The organism is Amycolatopsis sp. NBC_01286 (genome assembly GCF_035982555.1).
GTDB lineage: Bacteria > Actinomycetota > Actinomycetes > Mycobacteriales > Pseudonocardiaceae > Amycolatopsis.
Genome location: NZ_CP108428.1, coordinates 4,356,657 through 4,373,163, shown reverse-complemented (window position 1 = coordinate 4,373,163; position 16,507 = coordinate 4,356,657). Strand labels below are relative to the sequence as shown.

Sequence of the window (16,507 nt, the reverse complement as noted above, 5' to 3'; positions counted from 1 at the left end):
CATGACCGACTTCGCCGCGGAGACCGAGCCGTTCCGGCCGGAGCTGCTCGCGCACTGCTACCGCCTGCTCGGCTCGATCCACGACGCCGAGGACCTCGTGCAGGAGACCTACCTGCGGGCGTGGCGCGGGTTCGGCCGGTTCGAAGGCCGGTCCTCGGTGCGGCGGTGGCTGTACAAGATCGCGACCACGGCCTGCCTGACGGCGTTGGCGACCCGGGCCCGGCGGCCGCTGCCGTCGGGCCTGGGCGCGCCGGCCGACGACCACCGGGTGCCCGTCGCGGACGCGGAACCGTCGGTGCCGTGGCTGCAGCCGGTGCCGGACGCGCTGCTCGACCCGGCGGCGATCACCGCGGGCCGGGCCGGCGTGCGGCTGGCGTTCATCGCCGCGCTGCAGCTGCTGCCCGCCCGGCAGCGGGCCGTGCTGACCCTGCGCGACGTGCTGGCGTTCCCGGCCGCCGACGTCGCCGGCATCCTGGACACGACGACCGACGCCGTCGACAGCGCGCTGCGGCGTGCCCGCACCCGGCTCGCCGAGGCCGCGCTGGCCGAAGACGACCTCGCCGAGCCCGGTGAACCCGCCCGCCGGACGCTGCTCGACAACTACGTCGACGCGTTCGTCCGCGCCGACCCGGGCGCGTTGGTGACGTTGCTGCGGGCCGACGTCGAGCTGGAGATGCCCCCGATCCCGACGTGGTTCACCGGCCGGGACGCGGTCGTCGGGTTCCTCGCGAGCCGGGTGCTGCGCGAGGGCCGCTGGCACCTGGTCCCGACGCGCGCCAACGGCCAGCCGGCGCTGGTGGAGTACGCCAGGACCGGGAGCGGCTTCGAGGCCCACGGCGTCCAGGTGCTGACGCTCGCCGGCGACCGGATCGCGCGCATCACGGCGTTCAACGACCCGGCGCTGGTCCCTGCGTTCGGCCTGGCACCGGCATGGAGCAGCCGGCCCGCGGTACCCGACGCGTGACTGCGCTGCGGTGATCGAGGAGGCCGTCATGGCCGAACAGGAGAACCACCACGGCTGGTCGCCCGACGTCGGCGGCGTCGACCCCGGACGAACAGCCCGCACGACGCGGACGACCGACCCGCACAGCCGGTCGAACAGCCCGCCGGTACTCCGGCGCCGCTCAGGCCTCGGTGTGTCCCAGCAGCGGGCGCGGTACGAACCGGACCGCCGGGTCCAGCAGCGTGTCCAGCTCGAGGACCGCGAGTTCGTTGGCCCCGCTCCGGACCACCGGGCGTGGCACGTACAGCGTCCGCTGCGGCCCGCGGCGCCAGTACCGGCCGAGCAGGAAACCGTTGCACCACACCATTCCCTTGCCCCACCCGGCCGTGTCCAGGAACAGGTCGGCCGGCTCGGGGACGTCGAAGGACGCGCGCAGCAGCACCGGCCCGGCCACCGGACCCGCAACCTGAGCGGACGGCTCCGAAGAGCCCGGCAGCGCGGCCAGGTCGATCGGCAGCACTTCCCAGCCCAGCACCGGCGAACCGGCCACCGAGGCGCCGCCGACGATGCCCTTCGGCTCGCCGATCCGCGGGCCGTAGTCGACGCGGCCCTGGTCCTCCACCAGCACCAGCAGTTTCCCCGACGCCGGCAGCCGCACCGCGCGGTCGTGGTGCTCCCGCAGCAGCGTGCCGACGCGGACGCCGTCCAGGAACACCGTCGCCCGGTCGCGGACCTCGCCGAACACCAGCACACCCGGCCCGTCGACCCAGGTGCGCAGCAGCGCCAGCCGCGGCACCGGGGACAGCTCGTCGAACACCGGCAGCTCTTCGCACCACTGCCACGTGCCCCAGCGCTCCGGGGCGTCGAGCAGGAACACCGGGTCACCCAGCGCCGCCGACGGCGTCGGGGCGGCCCGCGCCGGGGGCGGTGCCGCGTCCGGAACGTCGTGGTAGCGGGCGATCACCTCCCGGAACGCGTGGTACTTCGGCGTCGGGTCGCCGGCTTCGTCCAGCGGCGCGTCGTAGTCGTACGACGTGACGATCGGCCGGTAGACGCCCTTGTCGTTGGCGCCGCTGGTGAGGCCGAAGTTGGTGCCGCCGTGGAACATGTACAGGTTGACCGACGCGCCCGCGGCGAGCAGCGCGTCAAGTTCGGCCGCCGCGTCCGGGGCGGACGTCGTGTGGTGGTGGGTGCCCCAGTCGTCGAACCAGCCGTTCCAGAACTCGGCGCACATCAGCGGCCCGGTCGGCTGGTGCGCGCGCAGGACCGCCAGCCGGGCCACCGCGCCGGAGCCGAACGACGCGGTCCGGTGCAGCCCGTCCAGGCCGCCCGCTTCGAGCATGTCCGGCTGGTCCACTGTGGTCAGTGGCACCGTGACCCCCGCCTCGCGCGTGTACTCGGCCAGCGCCTTCAGGTACCGCTTGTCGTCGCCGAACGCGCCGTACTCGTTCTCGACCTGGACGAGCAGCACCGGCCCGCCGCGGTCGATCTGGTGCGGCGCAACGACTTCGAACACCCGCGTCAGGTATTCGCGCACGGCAGCGAGGTACCGCGGCTCGAACCGGCGCACGCCCACCGCGGGGTCCCGGAACAGCCACGCCGGCAGCCCGCCGTTGTCCCACTCCGCGCAGATGTACGGGCCGGGCCGGACGATCGCGTACATCCCGGCGTCGGCGACCAGGCGCAGGAACCGGTCGAGGTCGAGGCCGCCGGTGACGTCGAAGGTGCCGGGCTCGGGCGCGTGCGCGTTCCACGGCACGTACGTCTCGATGGTGTTGAGCCCCATCCGCCGCGCCTTGTCGATCCGGTCGGCCCACAGGTCCGGGTGCACCCGGAAGTAGTGCAGGGCGCCGGACAGGATCCGGAACGGCCGGCCGTCGAGCAGGAAGTCCGTGTCCCCGATGGCGAACTCAGGCATCCGCGCCCGCCAGCCGGAGCACGGTCCAGGACAGGGGCGGCAGCGTCGCGGTGATGACGGTTCCCTTCGCGTCGGACGTCGCTCCCGGGCCGGGCAGCGGCACCGGGCCCGCGGCGCCGAGGGTTTCGGCGGCGGCGACCGCGAACCGCCCGCCGCGGAGCCGGATCTCGACGTCGGTGCTCGTCTTCGTGGCGCGATTCGTCAGGAACACCGCACCGGTGGCCCCGTCGAGAGTCGCGGCGACGTCGACAAGATCGACCTCACCGTGTTGCGCAGTCCGGATCCGCTCTCCTTCGACACCCAATCGCAGGCTCACGCCCCGGGCCAGCGACGAGACGAGCCGGAACGGGTGGAACGTCGGCTGCCGCCAGGCCGGACCGCCGGGCTCGGTGCGGATCGGCGCGATGGCGTTCACCAGCTGCGCCTGGCTGGCCATGGTGACGCGGTCGACGTTGCGCAGCAACGAACCCAGCAGCGAGCCGACGACCACCGCGTCGGTGTGGGTGAACGTGTCTTCGAGCAGCGGCGGGTGCTCGCGCCAGCCCCCGGCGACGAGCCGCGGCTGGTCGGTCTCGGTCCAGCGGCGCAGGTCCCAGACGTTCCACTCGTCGACGCTGATCCCGACGGGACTGCCGACCTCGTCGATGATCCCGGCCGCCGTGCGGATGTAGGCGTCCAGCGCCGACGCGCTCGCGAGGTAGCTGTCGGTGTCGCCGTCGAGCTCCTGGTAGTAGGCGTGCAGCGAGATGTGGTCGACCAGCCCGGCGGTGTGGCGCAGCACCGTGCGTTCCCACGCGCCGAACGTCGGCATGTCGGCGTGGGAGCTGCCCGCGACCACCAGCTCGACGTCCGGGTCGATCATCCGCATGACCCGGGCCGTCTCGGCGGCCAGCCGGCCGTACTCGTCGGCCGTCTTGTGCCCGATCTGCCAGGGGCCGTCCATCTCGTTGCCCAGGCACCACAGCCGGAAGCCGAACGGGCGGTCGGCGCCGTTCGCGCGCCGCCGCTCGCTCAGCTCGGTGCCGCCGGGGTGGTTGCAGTACTCCAGGACGTCGGCGGCCTCGGAGATCCCGCGGGTGCCGAGGTTGACCGCGTACATCACCTCGACGTCCGCGGCTTCGGCCCACGCGGCGAACTCGTGCAGCCCGAACCTGTTCGATTCGACGCTGTGCCACGCGGGGTCGAGCCGGACCGGCCGGTCGGGCCCGACGCCGTCCTCCCAGCGGTAGGCCGAGACGAAGTTCCCGCCGGGATAACGCACCACCGTCGGGCCCAGCTCCCGGACCAGCTCCAGGACGTCGCCGCGGAAGCCGCGACTGTCCGAAGTGGCGTGTCCCGGCTCGTGGATCCCGGTGTACACGGCCCGGCCCAGGTGCTCGACGAACGAGCCGAAGAGGCGACGCGGGACCGGCCCGACAGCCTTGCGGACGTCACCTTCGATCCGGACGCTCATCCCGCGGTGACCGTGAAGCCCTGCTGGTTGCCGTAGTCGACCAGCGCCTTCTGCCACGCGGCCAGCCCGGCCTCGAGGCTCGTGCCGTTGAGGTAGGCCTGGCCGACGGTGTCGGTGAAGACGCTGTTCGCGTAGGTCTGGTAGGGCAGGTACGTCCAGCCCGTCGCGACGTCCTTCGACGCCTGCGTCAGCACCTGGTTGACCTTCTGGCCACCGAAGTACGGCACGGCCTCGTCGACGAACGCGGGCGAGGTCAGGTCCGCCGTGGTGGCCGGGAAACCGCCGCTCTCGATGAACGGCTTGACGCCGTTGCCGTGGTTGAGCCAGCGCACGAACGCCGCGCCCAGCGCCGGGTTCTTGCTCTGCTTGAGCACCGACTGCGTGCTGCCGCCGTTCTCCGCGGTGACCGGCTGCCCGTCGTAGGTCGGCATCGGCGCCACCGCCCACTTGCCGACGCCGCCGGGGACCGAGGACTTGAAGTTGCCGGGCATCCAGGCCCCGGTGACCAGCGAGGAGACGGTGCCGTCGCCGAGCGCGCGGAACCAGTCGTCGGACCACTCCTTGACCGGGGCGAGCAGCTTGCCCGCGATCAGCTGGTCCCACAGCGCGGTCCACTTCTTCGCGCCCGCGTCCGCCAGGTTGATCTTCACGTTCCGGCCGTCGGTGGTGAACGGGTGCCCGCCCGCCTGCCAGATCATGCTCAGCGCGAAGCCGGGGTCACCGGTGTCGGAGGTGATGTACTTCGTCGGGTCGGTCGCGTGCAGCTTCTTCGCCGCGGCGACGTACTCCTCCCAGGTCTTCGGCACGGTGATGCCGTTCTTGTCGAAGACCTCCTTGTTGTAGAACAACGCCATCGGGCCGGAGTCCTGCGGCAGGCCGTACAGCCCGTTGTCGTTCTTCACCTGGGCCCAGGTCGACGCGCTGTAGTCCTTTTCGAACGCCTGGAAGCCGAACTGGCCGAGGTCGGCGAGCGAGTCGGTCAGCGCGAACTGCGGCAGCGCGTAGTACTCGACCTGCGCGACGTCCGGGGCGCCGGAGCCGGCCTTGATCGCGTTCTGCAGCTTGGTGTACTCGTCCTTGTTCGTGCCCGCGTTGACGTAGTTGACCTTGACGTTGGGGAACTCCTTCTCGAACGCGGCGACCTGGTCCTTCGCCGACGGCGTCCAGCTCCAGTAGGTGATCTCGCCGCCGGCCTTCAGCGCGGCGTCGACGGAGTCCTGGGTACCGGTGGCGCCGGCCGGCCCGGACGAGCTTCCGGACGAGCAGCCGACGGCCAGCAGTGCGGCCAGCGCGACGGCGCCGAACGCCTTGGCGCGACTACGGGTGCGTGACATCGAGTGTCCCTTCACGACGGTGTGACGGTTTATTGCTTGACGCTGCCCGCACTGAGCCCGGACTGCCAGAAGCGTTGCAGGAGCAGGAAAGCGACGACGAGCGGGATGATTGTGAGCAGCGAGCCGGTGAGCACCAGGTTGAACACCGGCTGCGCGCCGGCGCCGGAGGCCTGCGCGCTCCACTGGTTCAGCCCGACGGTCAGCGGGTACCACTTCGGCTCGCTGAGCATGATCAAGGGCAGGAAGTAGTTGTTCCAGGTGGACACCATCGTGAACAGCGCGACGGTCACCACGCCGGGGATCAGCTGGCGCAGCGTCACGGTGAAGAAGATCCGGAGCTCGCCCGCGCCGTCGATCCGCGCCGCCTCCATCAGCTCGTCGGGGATGGCTTCGGTGGCGTACACCCAGATCAGGTAGAGCCCGAACGGGCTGATCAGCGACGGGATGATGATGGCCAGCGGGGTGTTGGTCAGGCCGAGCTTGCTGAACATCAGGAACGTCGGCACGGCGAGCGCCGTCCCGGGCACGGCCACCGCGCCGAGGACGACGGCGAAGACCGCTTTGCGGCCGGGGAAGCGGTACTTGGCCATCCCGTACCCCGCCGCGGTGGCGAGGATCGTCGCGCCGCCGGCCCCGGCGCCGACGTAGAGCAGCGTGTTCCCCAGCCAGCGCAGGAAGATCCCGTTGTCGTAGGTGAACGTCTGCCCGATGTTGTCGAACAGCGCGAACGGGCCGCCGAACGACAGGCCCGAGCTGGTGAACAGCGCGGCCTGCGTCTTGGTCGCGTTGATCAGCAGCCACACCAGCGGGACGAGGGTGTAGAGCAGGTACAGCGCCATGACCGTGGTGAGCACGCGCGAGCGGCGGGGGCGCGTCACGGAGACCGTCGTCATCACATCCCCTTCCGAGCGCCGCGCAACTGGACGACGTAGGCGATGACGGCGGTGATCGCGCCCATCACGATCGCGACCGTGGCGGAGTAGTTGTACTGCTGGCCGCCGAAGGAGAGGTTGTAGGCGTACATGTTCGGTGTGTAGAACGTGCCGATCACGTTGGGTGCCAGCGTCCGCATGATGTTCGGCTCGTTGAACAGCTGGAAGCTGCCGATGATCGAGAAGATCGTGGCGATCACGATCGCGCCCCGCAACGCCGGGAGCTTGATGCTCGTGATGGTGCGGAACGCGCCCGCGCCGTCGATCGCCGCCGCCTCGAACAGCTCCTTCGGGATCACCTTCAGCGCGGAGTAGAAGATGAGCATGTTGTAGCCCACGAACTCCCACGTGACGACGTTGCCGATCGAGGCGAGCATCCAGTGGTCGGACAGCGGTTTCACGACGTCGCGGCCGAGCAGGTGGTTCAGGTCCGCGGCCAGTCCGAAGTGGTCGCCGTAGATGAAGCCCCACATCAGCGCGGCGACCACCGCGGGCACGGCGTAGGGCAGGAAGATCACGATCCGGAAGAAGCCGGCCGCGTGCAGCCGGGCGCTGTCGATCGCCAGCGCCGCGACCAGCGCGAGCAGCAGCATCACCGGCACCTGGACGGCGAGGAACAGCAGCACCCGCAGGAAGGATGCCCAGAACTTCGCGTCGGCGAGCACGTCGGCGTAGTTGGCGGCGCCGACGAACGTCGTCCCGCCGAAGAAGGCCTGGTCGCGGAAGAGGCTGAGGCCGAACGCGTAGATGATCGGCGCGAGGAACGTCAGCGCGAACACGACCATGAACGGGGCGACGAAGAGCCAGCCACGCCACTGACGCCGTGGTCGGCGGGTCAGTGGAGTCAGTGAAGCCACTGTGGACGTCATCGTCCCTCCGGCGGTTCGTGCTGATGTTTACGTCAACATGGACGATCGGGAGGGTAACGTGTTGACGTAAACATGTCCAGGACACCAACCAAGGAGCACCCGTGCCGGCTGCACCCGCCCGCCGTGGACCGTCGATGGCGGACGTGGCCCGCGAGGCCGGCGTCTCGGGCCAGACGGTCTCGCGGGTGGCGAACGGCCGGACGAACGTCGACGACGCCACGCGCGAGCGCGTACTGGCCGCGATGCGCCGGATCGGCTACCGGCCCAACAGCGCGGCCCGCGCGCTGCGCAACGGGACGTTCCGCAGCATCGGCGTGATCATCTCGGCGCTGCCGACCTTCGGGAACAGCCGCACGCTCGACGCCATCGCGGCGGCGGTCGTCGCGGAGGGCTTCTCGATCATCCTGATGCCGGTGACGCGCCCGACGCAGGGCGAGGTCACCGGCGCGTTCAGCAAGCTCAACGAGCAGGCCGTCGACGGCGTCGTCATCCTCATCGAGCAGCACCAGCTCGACCAGAGCGAGATCGAGCTGCCGCACGGCCTCCCGGTCGTGGTGATCGACTCCAGCGCCCGCTACGACTACCCGGTCGTCGATACCGACCAGGCCGACGGCGCGGCGACCGCGACCCGGCACCTGCTCGACCTCGGGCACCGCACGGTGTGGCACATCGCGGGCCCGCCGCAGTCGTACGCGGCCGAGCGGCGCCGGAAGTCGTGGCAGGCCACCTTGGAGTGCGCCGGGCGCGAGGTGCCGCCGGCGTTGACCGGCGACTGGTCCCCCGAATCGGGCTACCGCGCGGGCCGGTGGCTCGCCACGGACCCGGCGGTGACGGCGGTGTTCGCGGCGAACGACCAGATGGCGCTCGGCCTGCTGCGCGCGTTGCACGAAGCCGGCCGGAGCGTGCCGGGCGAGGTGAGCGTCGTGGGCTTCGACGACATGGACGAGTCCGCCCACTTCTGGCCGCCGTTGACGACGATCCGCCAGTCGTTCGAGGCGGTCGGCCGTCACGCGGTGGCGGCCCTGCTCGCCGAGATCGCGGCGGACGTCGAAGCGGGCGCGCCGGTGACCGTCCCGACCGAACTGGTCGTGCGCGCCAGCACGGCACCGCCGCCGGAATAGCCGGTTTCACCCCACGTCCCAGGGGGAACTACTGGCCACCAGCCGGACGGCGATTTTGTTGCCCGGTAACGCAAATGCCGTAGTGGTGTGGACCATTCAGCGGTGTCCACCAAGGAAACGAGGACGTCATGCTCGCCATCGTCGCCGCAGTGCTGTTCGGGATCGCCCTGATCATGGAGCTCGCCGGGTTCAGCCTCGGCCCGGTCATCACCACGAGCACCCTGACCACCGCCGGGCTCCTGTGCGTCGCGCTGCACCTGGCCGGTGTCGCCACCGACCGCTCGCGCTTCAGCCGGAGCCGTCGTCGCCGCTGACCCCCGCTAGCCCGCCGCGGGCTCCAAGGCCCGGCGCAGCACCTGGGTGAACACCTCGGGTGTCTGCGCGCCGGCGACGCCGAACCGGCTGTCGATCACGAAGAACGGCACGCCGGTCGCCCCGAGGGCCCGCGCCTGCTCGCCGTCCGCCTCGACTTCTGCTTCGTAGGCGCCGGACGCCAGCACGGCGCGGGCCTCGTCGGCGTCCAGGCCCGCCTCGGCGGCCAGCTCGACCAGCGAGTCGCGGTCGAACAGCGACCGCCGCTCGGTGAAGTGCGCGCGGTAGAAGCGGTCGACGACCTCATCGGCCAGCCCGCGATCGGCGGCGAGGTGGACCAGCCGGTGCCCGTCGACGGTGTTTCCCATGTGGACACCGTCGAGGTGGTACTCGAGCCCGTCGGCCGCGGCGCGCTGTTCCATCTGCGCCTCCATCTCGTCGGCCTCTTCGAGCGTCCGGCCGTACTTCTCCGAGAGCAGCTCGCGCGTCGGCCGCGACGTCCCGCGCGGGAACGACGGGTCGAGCTGGAACGAGTGGTGCACCACCTCGACGTCCACACCGAGCTCGGCCACGGCCTGCTCGAACCGGCGCTTGCCGAGGTAGCACCACGGGCAGACGAGATCGGACCAGATGTCGACGCGCACGACGTACTCCTTGATCGGGAACTCCCACCACCGTAACCACGGGGCACCACGCACTTCAACGTAACCGTCGGCGACCTGCGGGGAATTCCCTGCGCTCAGGGGGATCCGGGCGGGTACTAGGCTGCGCCCGGTGACTGTCTCGACCGACGACATCGTCCGGCACGCGGCCCGGCTGCTGTTCGCCGGCACCCGCCTCGACCTCGGCCGGATGGCCGCCGAGCTGGGGATCTCGCGCACGACGTTCTTCCGCCGCGTCGGCAACCGCGACGACCTGATGGGCGCCGGGCTCCTGCTGCTGTCCGACCGCACCTGGCAGCAGGCGCTGGAGCGCTGGTACGCGAAGCACGGCGACGACGTCCGCGGCCCGGACGGGCGGCTGCGCTGCCTGTGGGTGATGGAGGAGTACCGCCGCGAGGTCGCCGGCAACGAGGGCATGCGCAAGCTGTTCGCGACCGAGTCGACGGTCGCCCTGCGGGTCCTGACCGACCCGCGCGGCGGCGTCCAGCCCGCCCTGGTCGACGCGCACGTCGACCTGTTCCGCGCCGACGCCGAGGCCGCCGGGCTCACCCCGCTGGTCCCGCTGCCCGACCTGGCGTTCGCCGTGGTCCGCCTGGGCGAGTCGTTCCTCTACTCGGACGTCCTGGCCGCGCGCGCGGTCGACCTCGCGGTGGCGACGACGCTGCTCGACAAGCTCGTCCAAGGCGCCTTGGAGCGCTAGGCGCTGTCCTGTACGTGGCTGAGCTGGACGATCCCGCGGCGGACTGAGCACCAAGATTCACCTCGCCGTCGACGGACGTGGCCTGCCGATGCGGTTCCTGCCCACCCCGGGCCAGGCCGGCGACAACCCTCAGCTGGTGCCGTTGCCGGGCGGCATCAGCGTCGCCCGCGTCGGACCGGGGCGTCCACGATGCCGGTCGGAGACGATCATCGCGGACAAGGGCTCCCGCATCCCTCGACCCGGGAAGCGACGCGGGACCGGCGAATCAGGTTCGTCAGCCCGGAGCGGGACAACCAGACCGCCTGCCTTCGATGCCAAGATCTACAAGCACCGCAACGTCGTCGAACGCTGCTTCAACCGGCTCGAACAGTTCCGTGACCTGGCGATCCGCTACGCCAAACGCGCTGCCTACTACCAGGCCGAACTTCACCACCGCCGCCATCGCGCTCTGGCTCTGATGACTCACAGGACAGCTCCTGGGCGCTCATTCACCAACAACCGGACAATTCCTCACCCGTTCGGCCGTTGTGGAACATTTCGACGAAGTGTTTCATGGGGCGACGGGAGCGGCCCACTCCGCCTCCTCGCACGCGGCATGCGTTCCCCTGCCGTGCAACGGTTCCATCGATCCGCCGTCCGTATCCGGGCGCACTTTCGCCTGCCCGGGGAAAGAGAGCGATCCATGTCCGTACTCACCAGCCCGCCGACGTCGTCTGGCTCGGGTGAGAAAACCCGCCGCCTCGGCTGGCGCAGCAAGACCGCCGGTGTCGTGGCGGCCGCGCTGGCGCTGACCACCGGTGTCGTCGCGCCGGCCCCGGCCGCCGCGAACCCCTACGAACGGGGTCCGGCACCGACCACGTCCAGCATCGAAGCCAGCCGCGGCAGCTTCGCGACCGGCACCACCACGGTGTCCCGGCTGGCCGTCTCCGGCTTCGGCGGCGGCACCATCTACTACCCGACCAGCACGACCGCCGGCACGTTCGGCGCGATCTCGATCGCCCCCGGCTTCACGGCCACCCAGTCGAGCATCTCCTGGCTGGGCCCGCGGCTCGCGTCGCAGGGGTTCGTGGTGTTCACCATCGACACGCTGACCACGAGCGACCAGCCCGACAGCCGGGGCAGGCAGCTGCTGTCCTCTTTGGACTACCTGACCCAGCAGAGCTCGGTGCGGTCGCGGATCGACAGCAGCAGGCTCGGCGTCGTCGGGCACTCGATGGGCGGCGGCGGCACCCTGGAGGCGGCGCGCTCACGGCCGTCCCTGCAGGCGGCCATCCCGCTGACCGGCTGGAACCTGACGAAGAGCTGGTCGACCGTGCGGGTGCCGACGCTGGTCGTCGGGGCCCAGGCGGACACCGTCGCCCCAGTGGCGTCGCACTCGATCCCGTTCTACACGAGCCTGCCGTCCTCTTTGGACAAGGCGTACCTGGAACTGCGCGGTGCCAGCCACTTCGCGCCGAACTCGGCGAACACGACGATCGCGAAGTACACGCTGTCCTGGCTCAAGCGGTTCATCGACGACGACACCCGGTACGAGCGATTCCTCTGCCCGATCCCGGGCACCAGCACGACGATCTCCGACTACCGGGGCAACTGCCCGCACGCCGGCTGACCGGTCCGCCGGGCCCGCGCTTCACCGCCGCGCGGGCTCGGTGGCCCACTGCAACAGGAACCGCAACGCGGATTCCGAGTCGGACCCGGGCTCGGCGGTGTAGGCCACCAGCCGCTGACCCGGGTGCGTCTCCACCGAGAACTGCTGGACGTCCAAGGTGACCGCGCCCGCCACCGGGTGCACGTAGGTCTTGGTCAGCTCCCGCGGCCCGCGCACCTGGTGGCTGCTCCACCACGACCGGAACTCCGCGTCCTTCAGCACCAGCTCGCCGACCAGCGCGGCGAGCACCGGGTCGGCGGGGTCCCGGCCGGCCTCCATGCGCAGCACCTCGACGCACGCGCGTGCCGCCCGCGGCCAGTCCGCGTAGCGGGAGCGGTAACCGGCGTCGAGGAACGTCAGCCGGATCAGGTTGCGCTCGGCCGGCGCCAACGCGCCGAAGTCGATCAGCAGGGCGACGGCCGCGCGGTTCCACGCCAGCACGTCCTGCCGGCGGTTCAGCACCAGCGCCGGGATGTCGGGCATGCCGTCGAGCAGGCGCCGCAACGGGCCCGCGACCCGATCCGCCGTGGGCGGCCGGGGCGAGGTGCGCGGCGCGACGTCGGCCAGGGTGAACAGGTACGCGCGCTCGTCCGGGGCCAGCCGGAGGGCGTCCGCGAGCGCGTCCAGGATCGTGCGGGACACCCGCCGGGTGCGGCCCTGCTCCAGCCGGATCACGTAGTCCGTGCTCACGTGCGCGAGCTGGGCCAGTTCCTCCCGCCGCAGGCCGGGCACCCGCCGCGGCCGGCCGTCGTCGGGCAGCCCCGCCCGGCGCGGGTCGAGCGCGGCGCGGCGGGCCCGCAGGAACTCGCCCAGTTCGGTGCCATCCATCCCTCCAGTGTCCGCCGGTCGGCGCCCGGCTGCCTGGTACGCGCGTGCATAGGCAACACCCTCCCTGGTCCGGCGCCCGCAGCCGGCCGACGGTGGGGTCATGACCACTCCACGAATCGGTTACGGCGCGATGCGGCTCACCGGGCCGGGCCACTGGGGCGAGTACCCCGACCGCGAGGGCGGCGTCGAGCTGCTGCGCCAGGTCGCCGACGCCGGCGTGACGCTGATCGACACCGCCGACGTCTACGGCCCGCACACCAACGAGCTGCTGATCCGCGACGCGCTCCACCCGTACCCGGAGCACCTGCGGATCGCGACCAAGGGCGGGTTCGTCCGCAGCGGCCCGGAGCTCGCGACGATCGCCGCGCTCGGCCACCGCCAGTACCTCCGCCAGTCCGCGAAGCTGAGCGCGCGGCGTCTCGGCGTCGAGCGGATCGACCTCTACTACCTGCACAGCGGCTGGGCGCGGGACGCGTCGTTCGAGGAGCAGGTCGTTACCCTCGCCGAGCTGCGGGAGGAGGGCGTGATCGGCGACATCGGCCTGTCGAACGTGACGCTCGAGCAGCTGCGCACCGCGCAGGGCATCGTCGACGTCGCCGCCGTCACCGCGCACTACAACGTCGCGGACCGCCACGAGCAACCGCTGCTGGACGCCGCCACCGAGGCCGGCGCGGTCTTCGTCCCGTGGCAGCCGGTGTCGTTGTCCGTCCCGGGCGCACCCACGGACACCGCCGGGCCGGACGCGGTCCGCCGCGTGCTCGAGCCCATCGCCGCGCGGCACGGCGCGACGGTCTCGCAGATCGCGCTGGCCTGGCTGCTCGGCCGCTCCCCGGCCGTCCTGCCGATCCCCGGCACGACGTCGATCGCGCACGTGCGGGAGAACCTGGCCGCGCAAGACCTCGCCCTGAGCCCCGAGGAGCACACGGCGATCACCGGGTTATGACGACCTTTCCCTTGGCGTGCCCCGCTTCCTGGTACGCAATCGCCTCGCGGAGGTCGCCGAACGGGTAACTCCGATCGATCACCGGCGTGAGGGCGCCGGACTCGGCGTACCCGGCCAGCCTGCTCAGGACCGCCTTCTTGTCGCGGCAGGCCACCGCGTCCGCGAGCACGACCTTCCGTCCGGTGAAGGGCCCGGCGGCCAGCGCACCGAACACGTGGCCGGCCGGCTGCACCCAGCGCCCGGCCGGGCCGCCGACGGCGACGAACCGGCCCGTCCGGGTCAGCAGCCGCCGGCAGGCCGGAAGCGATCGGCTGCCCGCGATGTCCAGGAGAACGTCGTAGGTGCGGCCGCCGCGGGTGAAGTCGTCTTCGCGGTAGTCGGTCACCTCGGTAGCGCCGAGCGAGCGGGCGAGGTCGGCGTTGGCCGCGTTGCAGACGGCGTCGACCCGCGCGCCGAGCGCCTTGGCCAGCTGGACGGCGAAGGTACCGACCCCGCCGGAAGCGCCGTTGACCAGGACGCGGTGCCCGCGTTCCACCCCGCTCAGGGCGACCAGCGCGGTGACGGCCGCCATCGGCATCGCCGCCGCCTGCGCGTGGGACAGGTTCGCGGGTTTCGGGGCGAGCAGGTCTTCGGGAACGGTGACGTACTCGGCGTATGCCCCGTGCGGCAGCAGCGCGTAGACGTCGTCGCCGGGCCGGAACGCCGTCACACCTTCGCCGACCGCCTCGACCCGGCCCGCCAGGTCGCAGCCGAGGATCACGGCGCGTGGCCGTCGCGGGCCGCCGGGCATCAGGCGCGCGATCCGCGGCTCGCCGCGCATGTAGTGCCAGTCGTAGGGGTTCACGGAGGTGGCAAGCACCCGGACCAGCACCTCACCGGCGGCGGGCACCGGCTCGGCGACGTCCTCGAAACTCAGGTGCTCGGGCGGGCCGTACGCGTGCAGGACCAGCGCTTTCATGACGTCTCCCCGGCTCTTACAACGTAAGTCGTACGTTGTAAGGCGACCGTACGCCGTAAGGCGCATGATCGCCAGCCTTACCTTGTACGATCTTGCGGGTGGCCACCGACGCCGTCCCCGCACCGCGGACCCCGCTGAGCCGCGAGCGCGTGCTGCGCGCGGCGGTCGAACTCGCGGACGAGCACGGCCTGCGCGCGCTCACGATGCGCCGTCTCGCGGAGGAGCTGGGTGCCGAGGCGATGTCGCTCTACTACCACGTGGCCAAGAAGGAAGACGTGCTCGACGGCATCGTCGACGCGGTGGCCCAGGAGATCAACGAAGCCGTCGCGAACATCTCCGCTCCAGGCTGGAAAGCCGCGGTGCGCCAACGAATCCTGGCGGCGCGCGAGGTGTTCCTCCGCCACCGCTGGGCACCGGCACTGTTCGAAACGCGCTCGTCGACGAGCCTGGCGGTCCTGCGTTACTACGACGCCCTGGTCGGCCTGATGCGTGCGGGCGGTTTCTCGTACGACCTGGTCCACCACTCGCTGCACGCCCTGGGCAGCCGCGCGCTCGGCTTCAACCAGGAGCTGTTCGACCCGTCCGAGAGCGGCGACAGCACCCCCGCGGACCTGGCCGGCCAGCTGCCCAACCTGGTGGGCATGCTGAGCGAGATAGCCCACGACGACCCGGACTCGACGCTGGGCTGGTGCGACGATCAGGAAGAGTTCGAGTTCGGTCTGGACCTCATCCTCGACGGCTTGGACCGCCTCCTCGAGACCTGAGCCGGACGTAGCCGCACTTGGTCCAAACGTTCAGCAGGTGGGACGACGGCGTCCGAGGGGCAGAATCGAGAGCGTCATCCCGTCCCGGATCGTGGAGGAACACCGGTGTCGCGACCCCTGCGGAAGCTCGGCTTCCTGACCATCGGCCTGTTCGACGCGGCCGACCCGCGCCGCGGCCACGAATCGACCCTCGAGATCATCGAGCTCGGGGAACAGCTCGGCTTCGACAGCGCCTGGGTGCGCCACCGCCACCTGCAGTACGGCATCTCGTCGCCGGTCGCCGTGCTGGCCGCGGCGTCGCAGCGCACCAGCCGGATCCACCTCGGTACCGCCGTGATCCCGCTGGGCTGGGAGAACCCGCTGCGGCTGGCCGAGGACCTCGCCACGGTCGACCTGCTCTCGGGCGGGCGGCTCAACCCGGGCCTGAGCGTCGGGCCGCCGATGCGCTGGGACGAGGTCAAGCCGGCCCTCTACCCGGACACCGCGGACGTCGAGGACTTCGGCTACGAGCGCGTCCAACGGCTGCTCGGCTTCGTGCGCGGCGAGCCGGCGACGGAGTTCAGCGGCACCGCGGGCTTCGAGGTGTTCTCCGACCGCGTCCAGCCGCAGGCGCCCGGGCTCGGCGACCGCCTCTGGTACGGCGGCGCGAGCCTGCGCTCGGCGGAGTGGGCCGGCAAGCACCGGATGAACTTCCTGACCAGCAGCGTCGTCAAGGCCGAAGAGGCCGACGACTTCGCGGACATCCAGCTGTCCCACATCCGGACCTTCCGCGCCGCCCACCCCGACGGCGAGAACGCGCGGGTCTCGCAGGGGCTCGTCGTCGTCCCGACCGACAGCGCCACGCCGGAACAGCGCGCCAAATACGAAGAGTTCGCCGCGAAACGGCTGCCGCGCACGGAAACGCCGCAGGGCCCGGCGCGAATGCTGTTTTCCCCCGATTTCGTCGGCACTTCCGCGGAAATCGCCGAGCGGCTGCACGCCCACGCCGCGTTCCGGGAAATCGACGAGGTCGCGTTCGCGCTGCCGTTCACCTTCGAGCACGAGGACTACGTCCAGATCCTCACGGACATCGCGACGAAGCTCGGCCCGGAGCTCGGCCGGCACCCCTGAGACGCGGAAAGT

17 protein-coding genes and 1 pseudogene are annotated in these 16,507 nt (G+C 71.3%); 9 read left to right on the top strand and 9 right to left on the bottom strand.

Annotated features, from left to right (window positions below; all coding sequences use genetic code 11):
* Position 1 precedes the first annotated feature (1 nt).
* Positions 2-964: a sigma-70 family RNA polymerase sigma factor gene (locus OG570_RS21175; protein ID WP_326958624.1), complete on the top strand. Its 963-nt coding sequence runs from the start codon at positions 2-4 to the stop codon at positions 962-964.
* Between the two features lie 160 nt (positions 965-1,124).
* Here OG570_RS21175 and OG570_RS21170 read toward each other — a convergent pair whose 3' ends face one another.
* The 5 genes from OG570_RS21170 to OG570_RS21150 are packed head-to-tail and all read right to left on the bottom strand — an operon-like array spanning position 1,125 to position 7,365.
* Positions 1,125-2,861 carry a glycoside hydrolase family 35 protein gene (locus tag OG570_RS21170; protein WP_326958621.1) on the bottom strand — a complete coding sequence of 579 codons (1,737 nt, stop codon included), beginning with the start codon at positions 2,859-2,861 and terminating at the stop codon, positions 1,125-1,127.
* Complete coding sequence (locus OG570_RS21165; RefSeq protein ID WP_326958619.1) at positions 2,854-4,314, bottom strand: alpha-N-arabinofuranosidase; 1,461 nt, start codon at positions 4,312-4,314, stop codon at positions 2,854-2,856. The genes OG570_RS21170 and OG570_RS21165 overlap by 8 nt, the downstream gene beginning before the upstream one ends.
* Positions 4,311-5,648, bottom strand: coding sequence for an ABC transporter substrate-binding protein (locus OG570_RS21160; protein WP_326958617.1), 1,338 nt, complete (start codon positions 5,646-5,648; stop codon positions 4,311-4,313). Before OG570_RS21160 ends, OG570_RS21165 begins: the two co-directional genes overlap by 4 nt.
* A gap of 29 nt (positions 5,649-5,677) precedes the next feature.
* Entirely contained in the window at positions 5,678-6,541 is an 864-nt protein-coding gene (locus tag OG570_RS21155) for a carbohydrate ABC transporter permease (RefSeq protein WP_326958615.1), read from the bottom strand.
* Positions 6,541-7,365: a carbohydrate ABC transporter permease gene (locus OG570_RS21150; protein WP_326960111.1), complete on the bottom strand. Its 825-nt coding sequence runs from the start codon at positions 7,363-7,365 to the stop codon at positions 6,541-6,543. The genes OG570_RS21155 and OG570_RS21150 overlap by 1 nt, the downstream gene beginning before the upstream one ends.
* 218 nt (positions 7,366-7,583) lie before the next feature.
* Here OG570_RS21150 and OG570_RS21145 point away from each other — a divergent pair, with 218 nt between their 5' ends.
* Both OG570_RS21145 and OG570_RS21140 read left to right on the top strand, forming a co-directional pair.
* Complete coding sequence (locus OG570_RS21145) at positions 7,584-8,570, top strand: LacI family DNA-binding transcriptional regulator (protein WP_326960109.1); 987 nt, start codon at positions 7,584-7,586, stop codon at positions 8,568-8,570.
* A 128-nt stretch (positions 8,571-8,698) separates the two neighbouring features.
* Positions 8,699-8,884 carry a hypothetical protein gene (locus OG570_RS21140; RefSeq protein WP_247056556.1) on the top strand — a complete coding sequence of 62 codons (186 nt, stop codon included), beginning with the start codon at positions 8,699-8,701 and terminating at the stop codon, positions 8,882-8,884.
* 6 nt (positions 8,885-8,890) lie between these two features.
* On the opposite strand, the gene OG570_RS21135 is transcribed toward OG570_RS21140, so the two are convergent.
* Positions 8,891-9,526, bottom strand: coding sequence for a DsbA family oxidoreductase (locus OG570_RS21135; RefSeq protein WP_442788289.1), 636 nt, complete (start codon positions 9,524-9,526; stop codon positions 8,891-8,893).
* Positions 9,527-9,656: 130 nt separating this feature from the next.
* Here OG570_RS21135 and OG570_RS21130 point away from each other — a divergent pair, with 130 nt between their 5' ends.
* Both OG570_RS21130 and OG570_RS48305 read left to right on the top strand, forming a co-directional pair.
* Positions 9,657-10,244 carry a QsdR family transcriptional regulator gene (locus tag OG570_RS21130; protein ID WP_326958613.1) on the top strand — a complete coding sequence of 196 codons (588 nt, stop codon included), beginning with the start codon at positions 9,657-9,659 and terminating at the stop codon, positions 10,242-10,244.
* A 25-nt stretch (positions 10,245-10,269) separates the two neighbouring features.
* Positions 10,270-10,593: pseudogene (locus OG570_RS48305) on the top strand (IS5 family transposase); the annotation flags it as partial.
* Here OG570_RS48305 and OG570_RS21125 read toward each other — a convergent pair.
* A complete protein-coding gene (locus tag OG570_RS21125) occupies positions 10,519-10,710 on the bottom strand; it encodes a hypothetical protein (RefSeq protein ID WP_326958611.1) in 192 nt (63 codons plus the stop codon). The pseudogene OG570_RS48305 and the gene OG570_RS21125 overlap by 75 nt on opposite strands.
* A 216-nt stretch (positions 10,711-10,926) precedes the next feature.
* Between OG570_RS21125 and bdeA the strand changes: the two genes are divergently transcribed.
* Positions 10,927-11,853: a bis(hydroxyethyl) terephthalate hydrolase gene (gene bdeA, locus OG570_RS21120; protein WP_326958609.1), complete on the top strand. Its 927-nt coding sequence runs from the start codon at positions 10,927-10,929 to the stop codon at positions 11,851-11,853.
* 21 nt (positions 11,854-11,874) lie between these two features.
* On the opposite strand, the gene OG570_RS21115 is transcribed toward bdeA, so the two are convergent.
* On the bottom strand, positions 11,875-12,720 hold the full coding sequence (locus tag OG570_RS21115) for a helix-turn-helix transcriptional regulator (protein ID WP_326943888.1): 846 nt from the start codon (positions 12,718-12,720) through the stop codon (positions 11,875-11,877).
* Between the two features lie 100 nt (positions 12,721-12,820).
* Between OG570_RS21115 and OG570_RS21110 the strand changes: the two genes are divergently transcribed.
* Complete coding sequence (locus tag OG570_RS21110; RefSeq protein WP_326958607.1) at positions 12,821-13,663, top strand: aldo/keto reductase; 843 nt, start codon at positions 12,821-12,823, stop codon at positions 13,661-13,663.
* On the opposite strand, the gene OG570_RS21105 is transcribed toward OG570_RS21110, so the two are convergent.
* Positions 13,650-14,621, bottom strand: coding sequence for an NAD(P)-dependent alcohol dehydrogenase (locus OG570_RS21105; RefSeq protein ID WP_326958605.1), 972 nt, complete (start codon positions 14,619-14,621; stop codon positions 13,650-13,652). The two genes, OG570_RS21110 and OG570_RS21105, sit on opposite strands and share 14 nt — an antisense overlap.
* 98 nt (positions 14,622-14,719) lie before the next feature.
* Between OG570_RS21105 and OG570_RS21100 the strand changes: the two genes are divergently transcribed.
* On the top strand, positions 14,720-15,385 hold the full coding sequence (locus tag OG570_RS21100) for a TetR/AcrR family transcriptional regulator C-terminal domain-containing protein (protein ID WP_326958603.1): 666 nt from the start codon (positions 14,720-14,722) through the stop codon (positions 15,383-15,385).
* A 105-nt stretch (positions 15,386-15,490) separates the two neighbouring features.
* A complete protein-coding gene (locus OG570_RS21095) occupies positions 15,491-16,495 on the top strand; it encodes an LLM class flavin-dependent oxidoreductase (RefSeq protein ID WP_326958601.1) in 1,005 nt (334 codons plus the stop codon).
* Positions 16,496-16,507 lie beyond the last annotated feature (12 nt).

What these genes read in the sequence shown, in the direction of transcription:
- bdeA (WP_326958609.1), top strand. Translation starts at nt 10,927, where the DNA reads ATGTCCGTACTCACCAGCCCGCCGACGTCGTCTGGCTCGGGTGAGAAA.
- OG570_RS21110 (WP_326958607.1), top strand. Translation starts at nt 12,821, where the DNA reads ATGACCACTCCACGAATCGGTTACGGCGCGATGCGGCTCACCGGGCCG.
- OG570_RS21175 (WP_326958624.1), top strand. Translation starts at nt 2, where the DNA reads ATGACCGACTTCGCCGCGGAGACCGAGCCGTTCCGGCCGGAGCTGCTC.
- OG570_RS21105 (WP_326958605.1), bottom strand. Translation starts at nt 14,621, where the DNA reads ATGAAAGCGCTGGTCCTGCACGCGTACGGCCCGCCCGAGCACCTGAGT.
- OG570_RS21140 (WP_247056556.1), top strand. Translation starts at nt 8,699, where the DNA reads ATGCTCGCCATCGTCGCCGCAGTGCTGTTCGGGATCGCCCTGATCATG.
- OG570_RS21115 (WP_326943888.1), bottom strand. Translation starts at nt 12,720, where the DNA reads ATGGATGGCACCGAACTGGGCGAGTTCCTGCGGGCCCGCCGCGCCGCG.
- OG570_RS21145 (WP_326960109.1), top strand. Translation starts at nt 7,584, where the DNA reads ATGGCGGACGTGGCCCGCGAGGCCGGCGTCTCGGGCCAGACGGTCTCG.
- OG570_RS21155 (WP_326958615.1), bottom strand. Translation starts at nt 6,541, where the DNA reads ATGACGACGGTCTCCGTGACGCGCCCCCGCCGCTCGCGCGTGCTCACC.
- OG570_RS21160 (WP_326958617.1), bottom strand. Translation starts at nt 5,648, where the DNA reads ATGTCACGCACCCGTAGTCGCGCCAAGGCGTTCGGCGCCGTCGCGCTG.
- OG570_RS21150 (WP_326960111.1), bottom strand. Translation starts at nt 7,365, where the DNA reads ATGGTCGTGTTCGCGCTGACGTTCCTCGCGCCGATCATCTACGCGTTC.
- OG570_RS21170 (WP_326958621.1), bottom strand. Translation starts at nt 2,861, where the DNA reads ATGCCTGAGTTCGCCATCGGGGACACGGACTTCCTGCTCGACGGCCGG.
- OG570_RS21165 (WP_326958619.1), bottom strand. Translation starts at nt 4,314, where the DNA reads ATGAGCGTCCGGATCGAAGGTGACGTCCGCAAGGCTGTCGGGCCGGTC.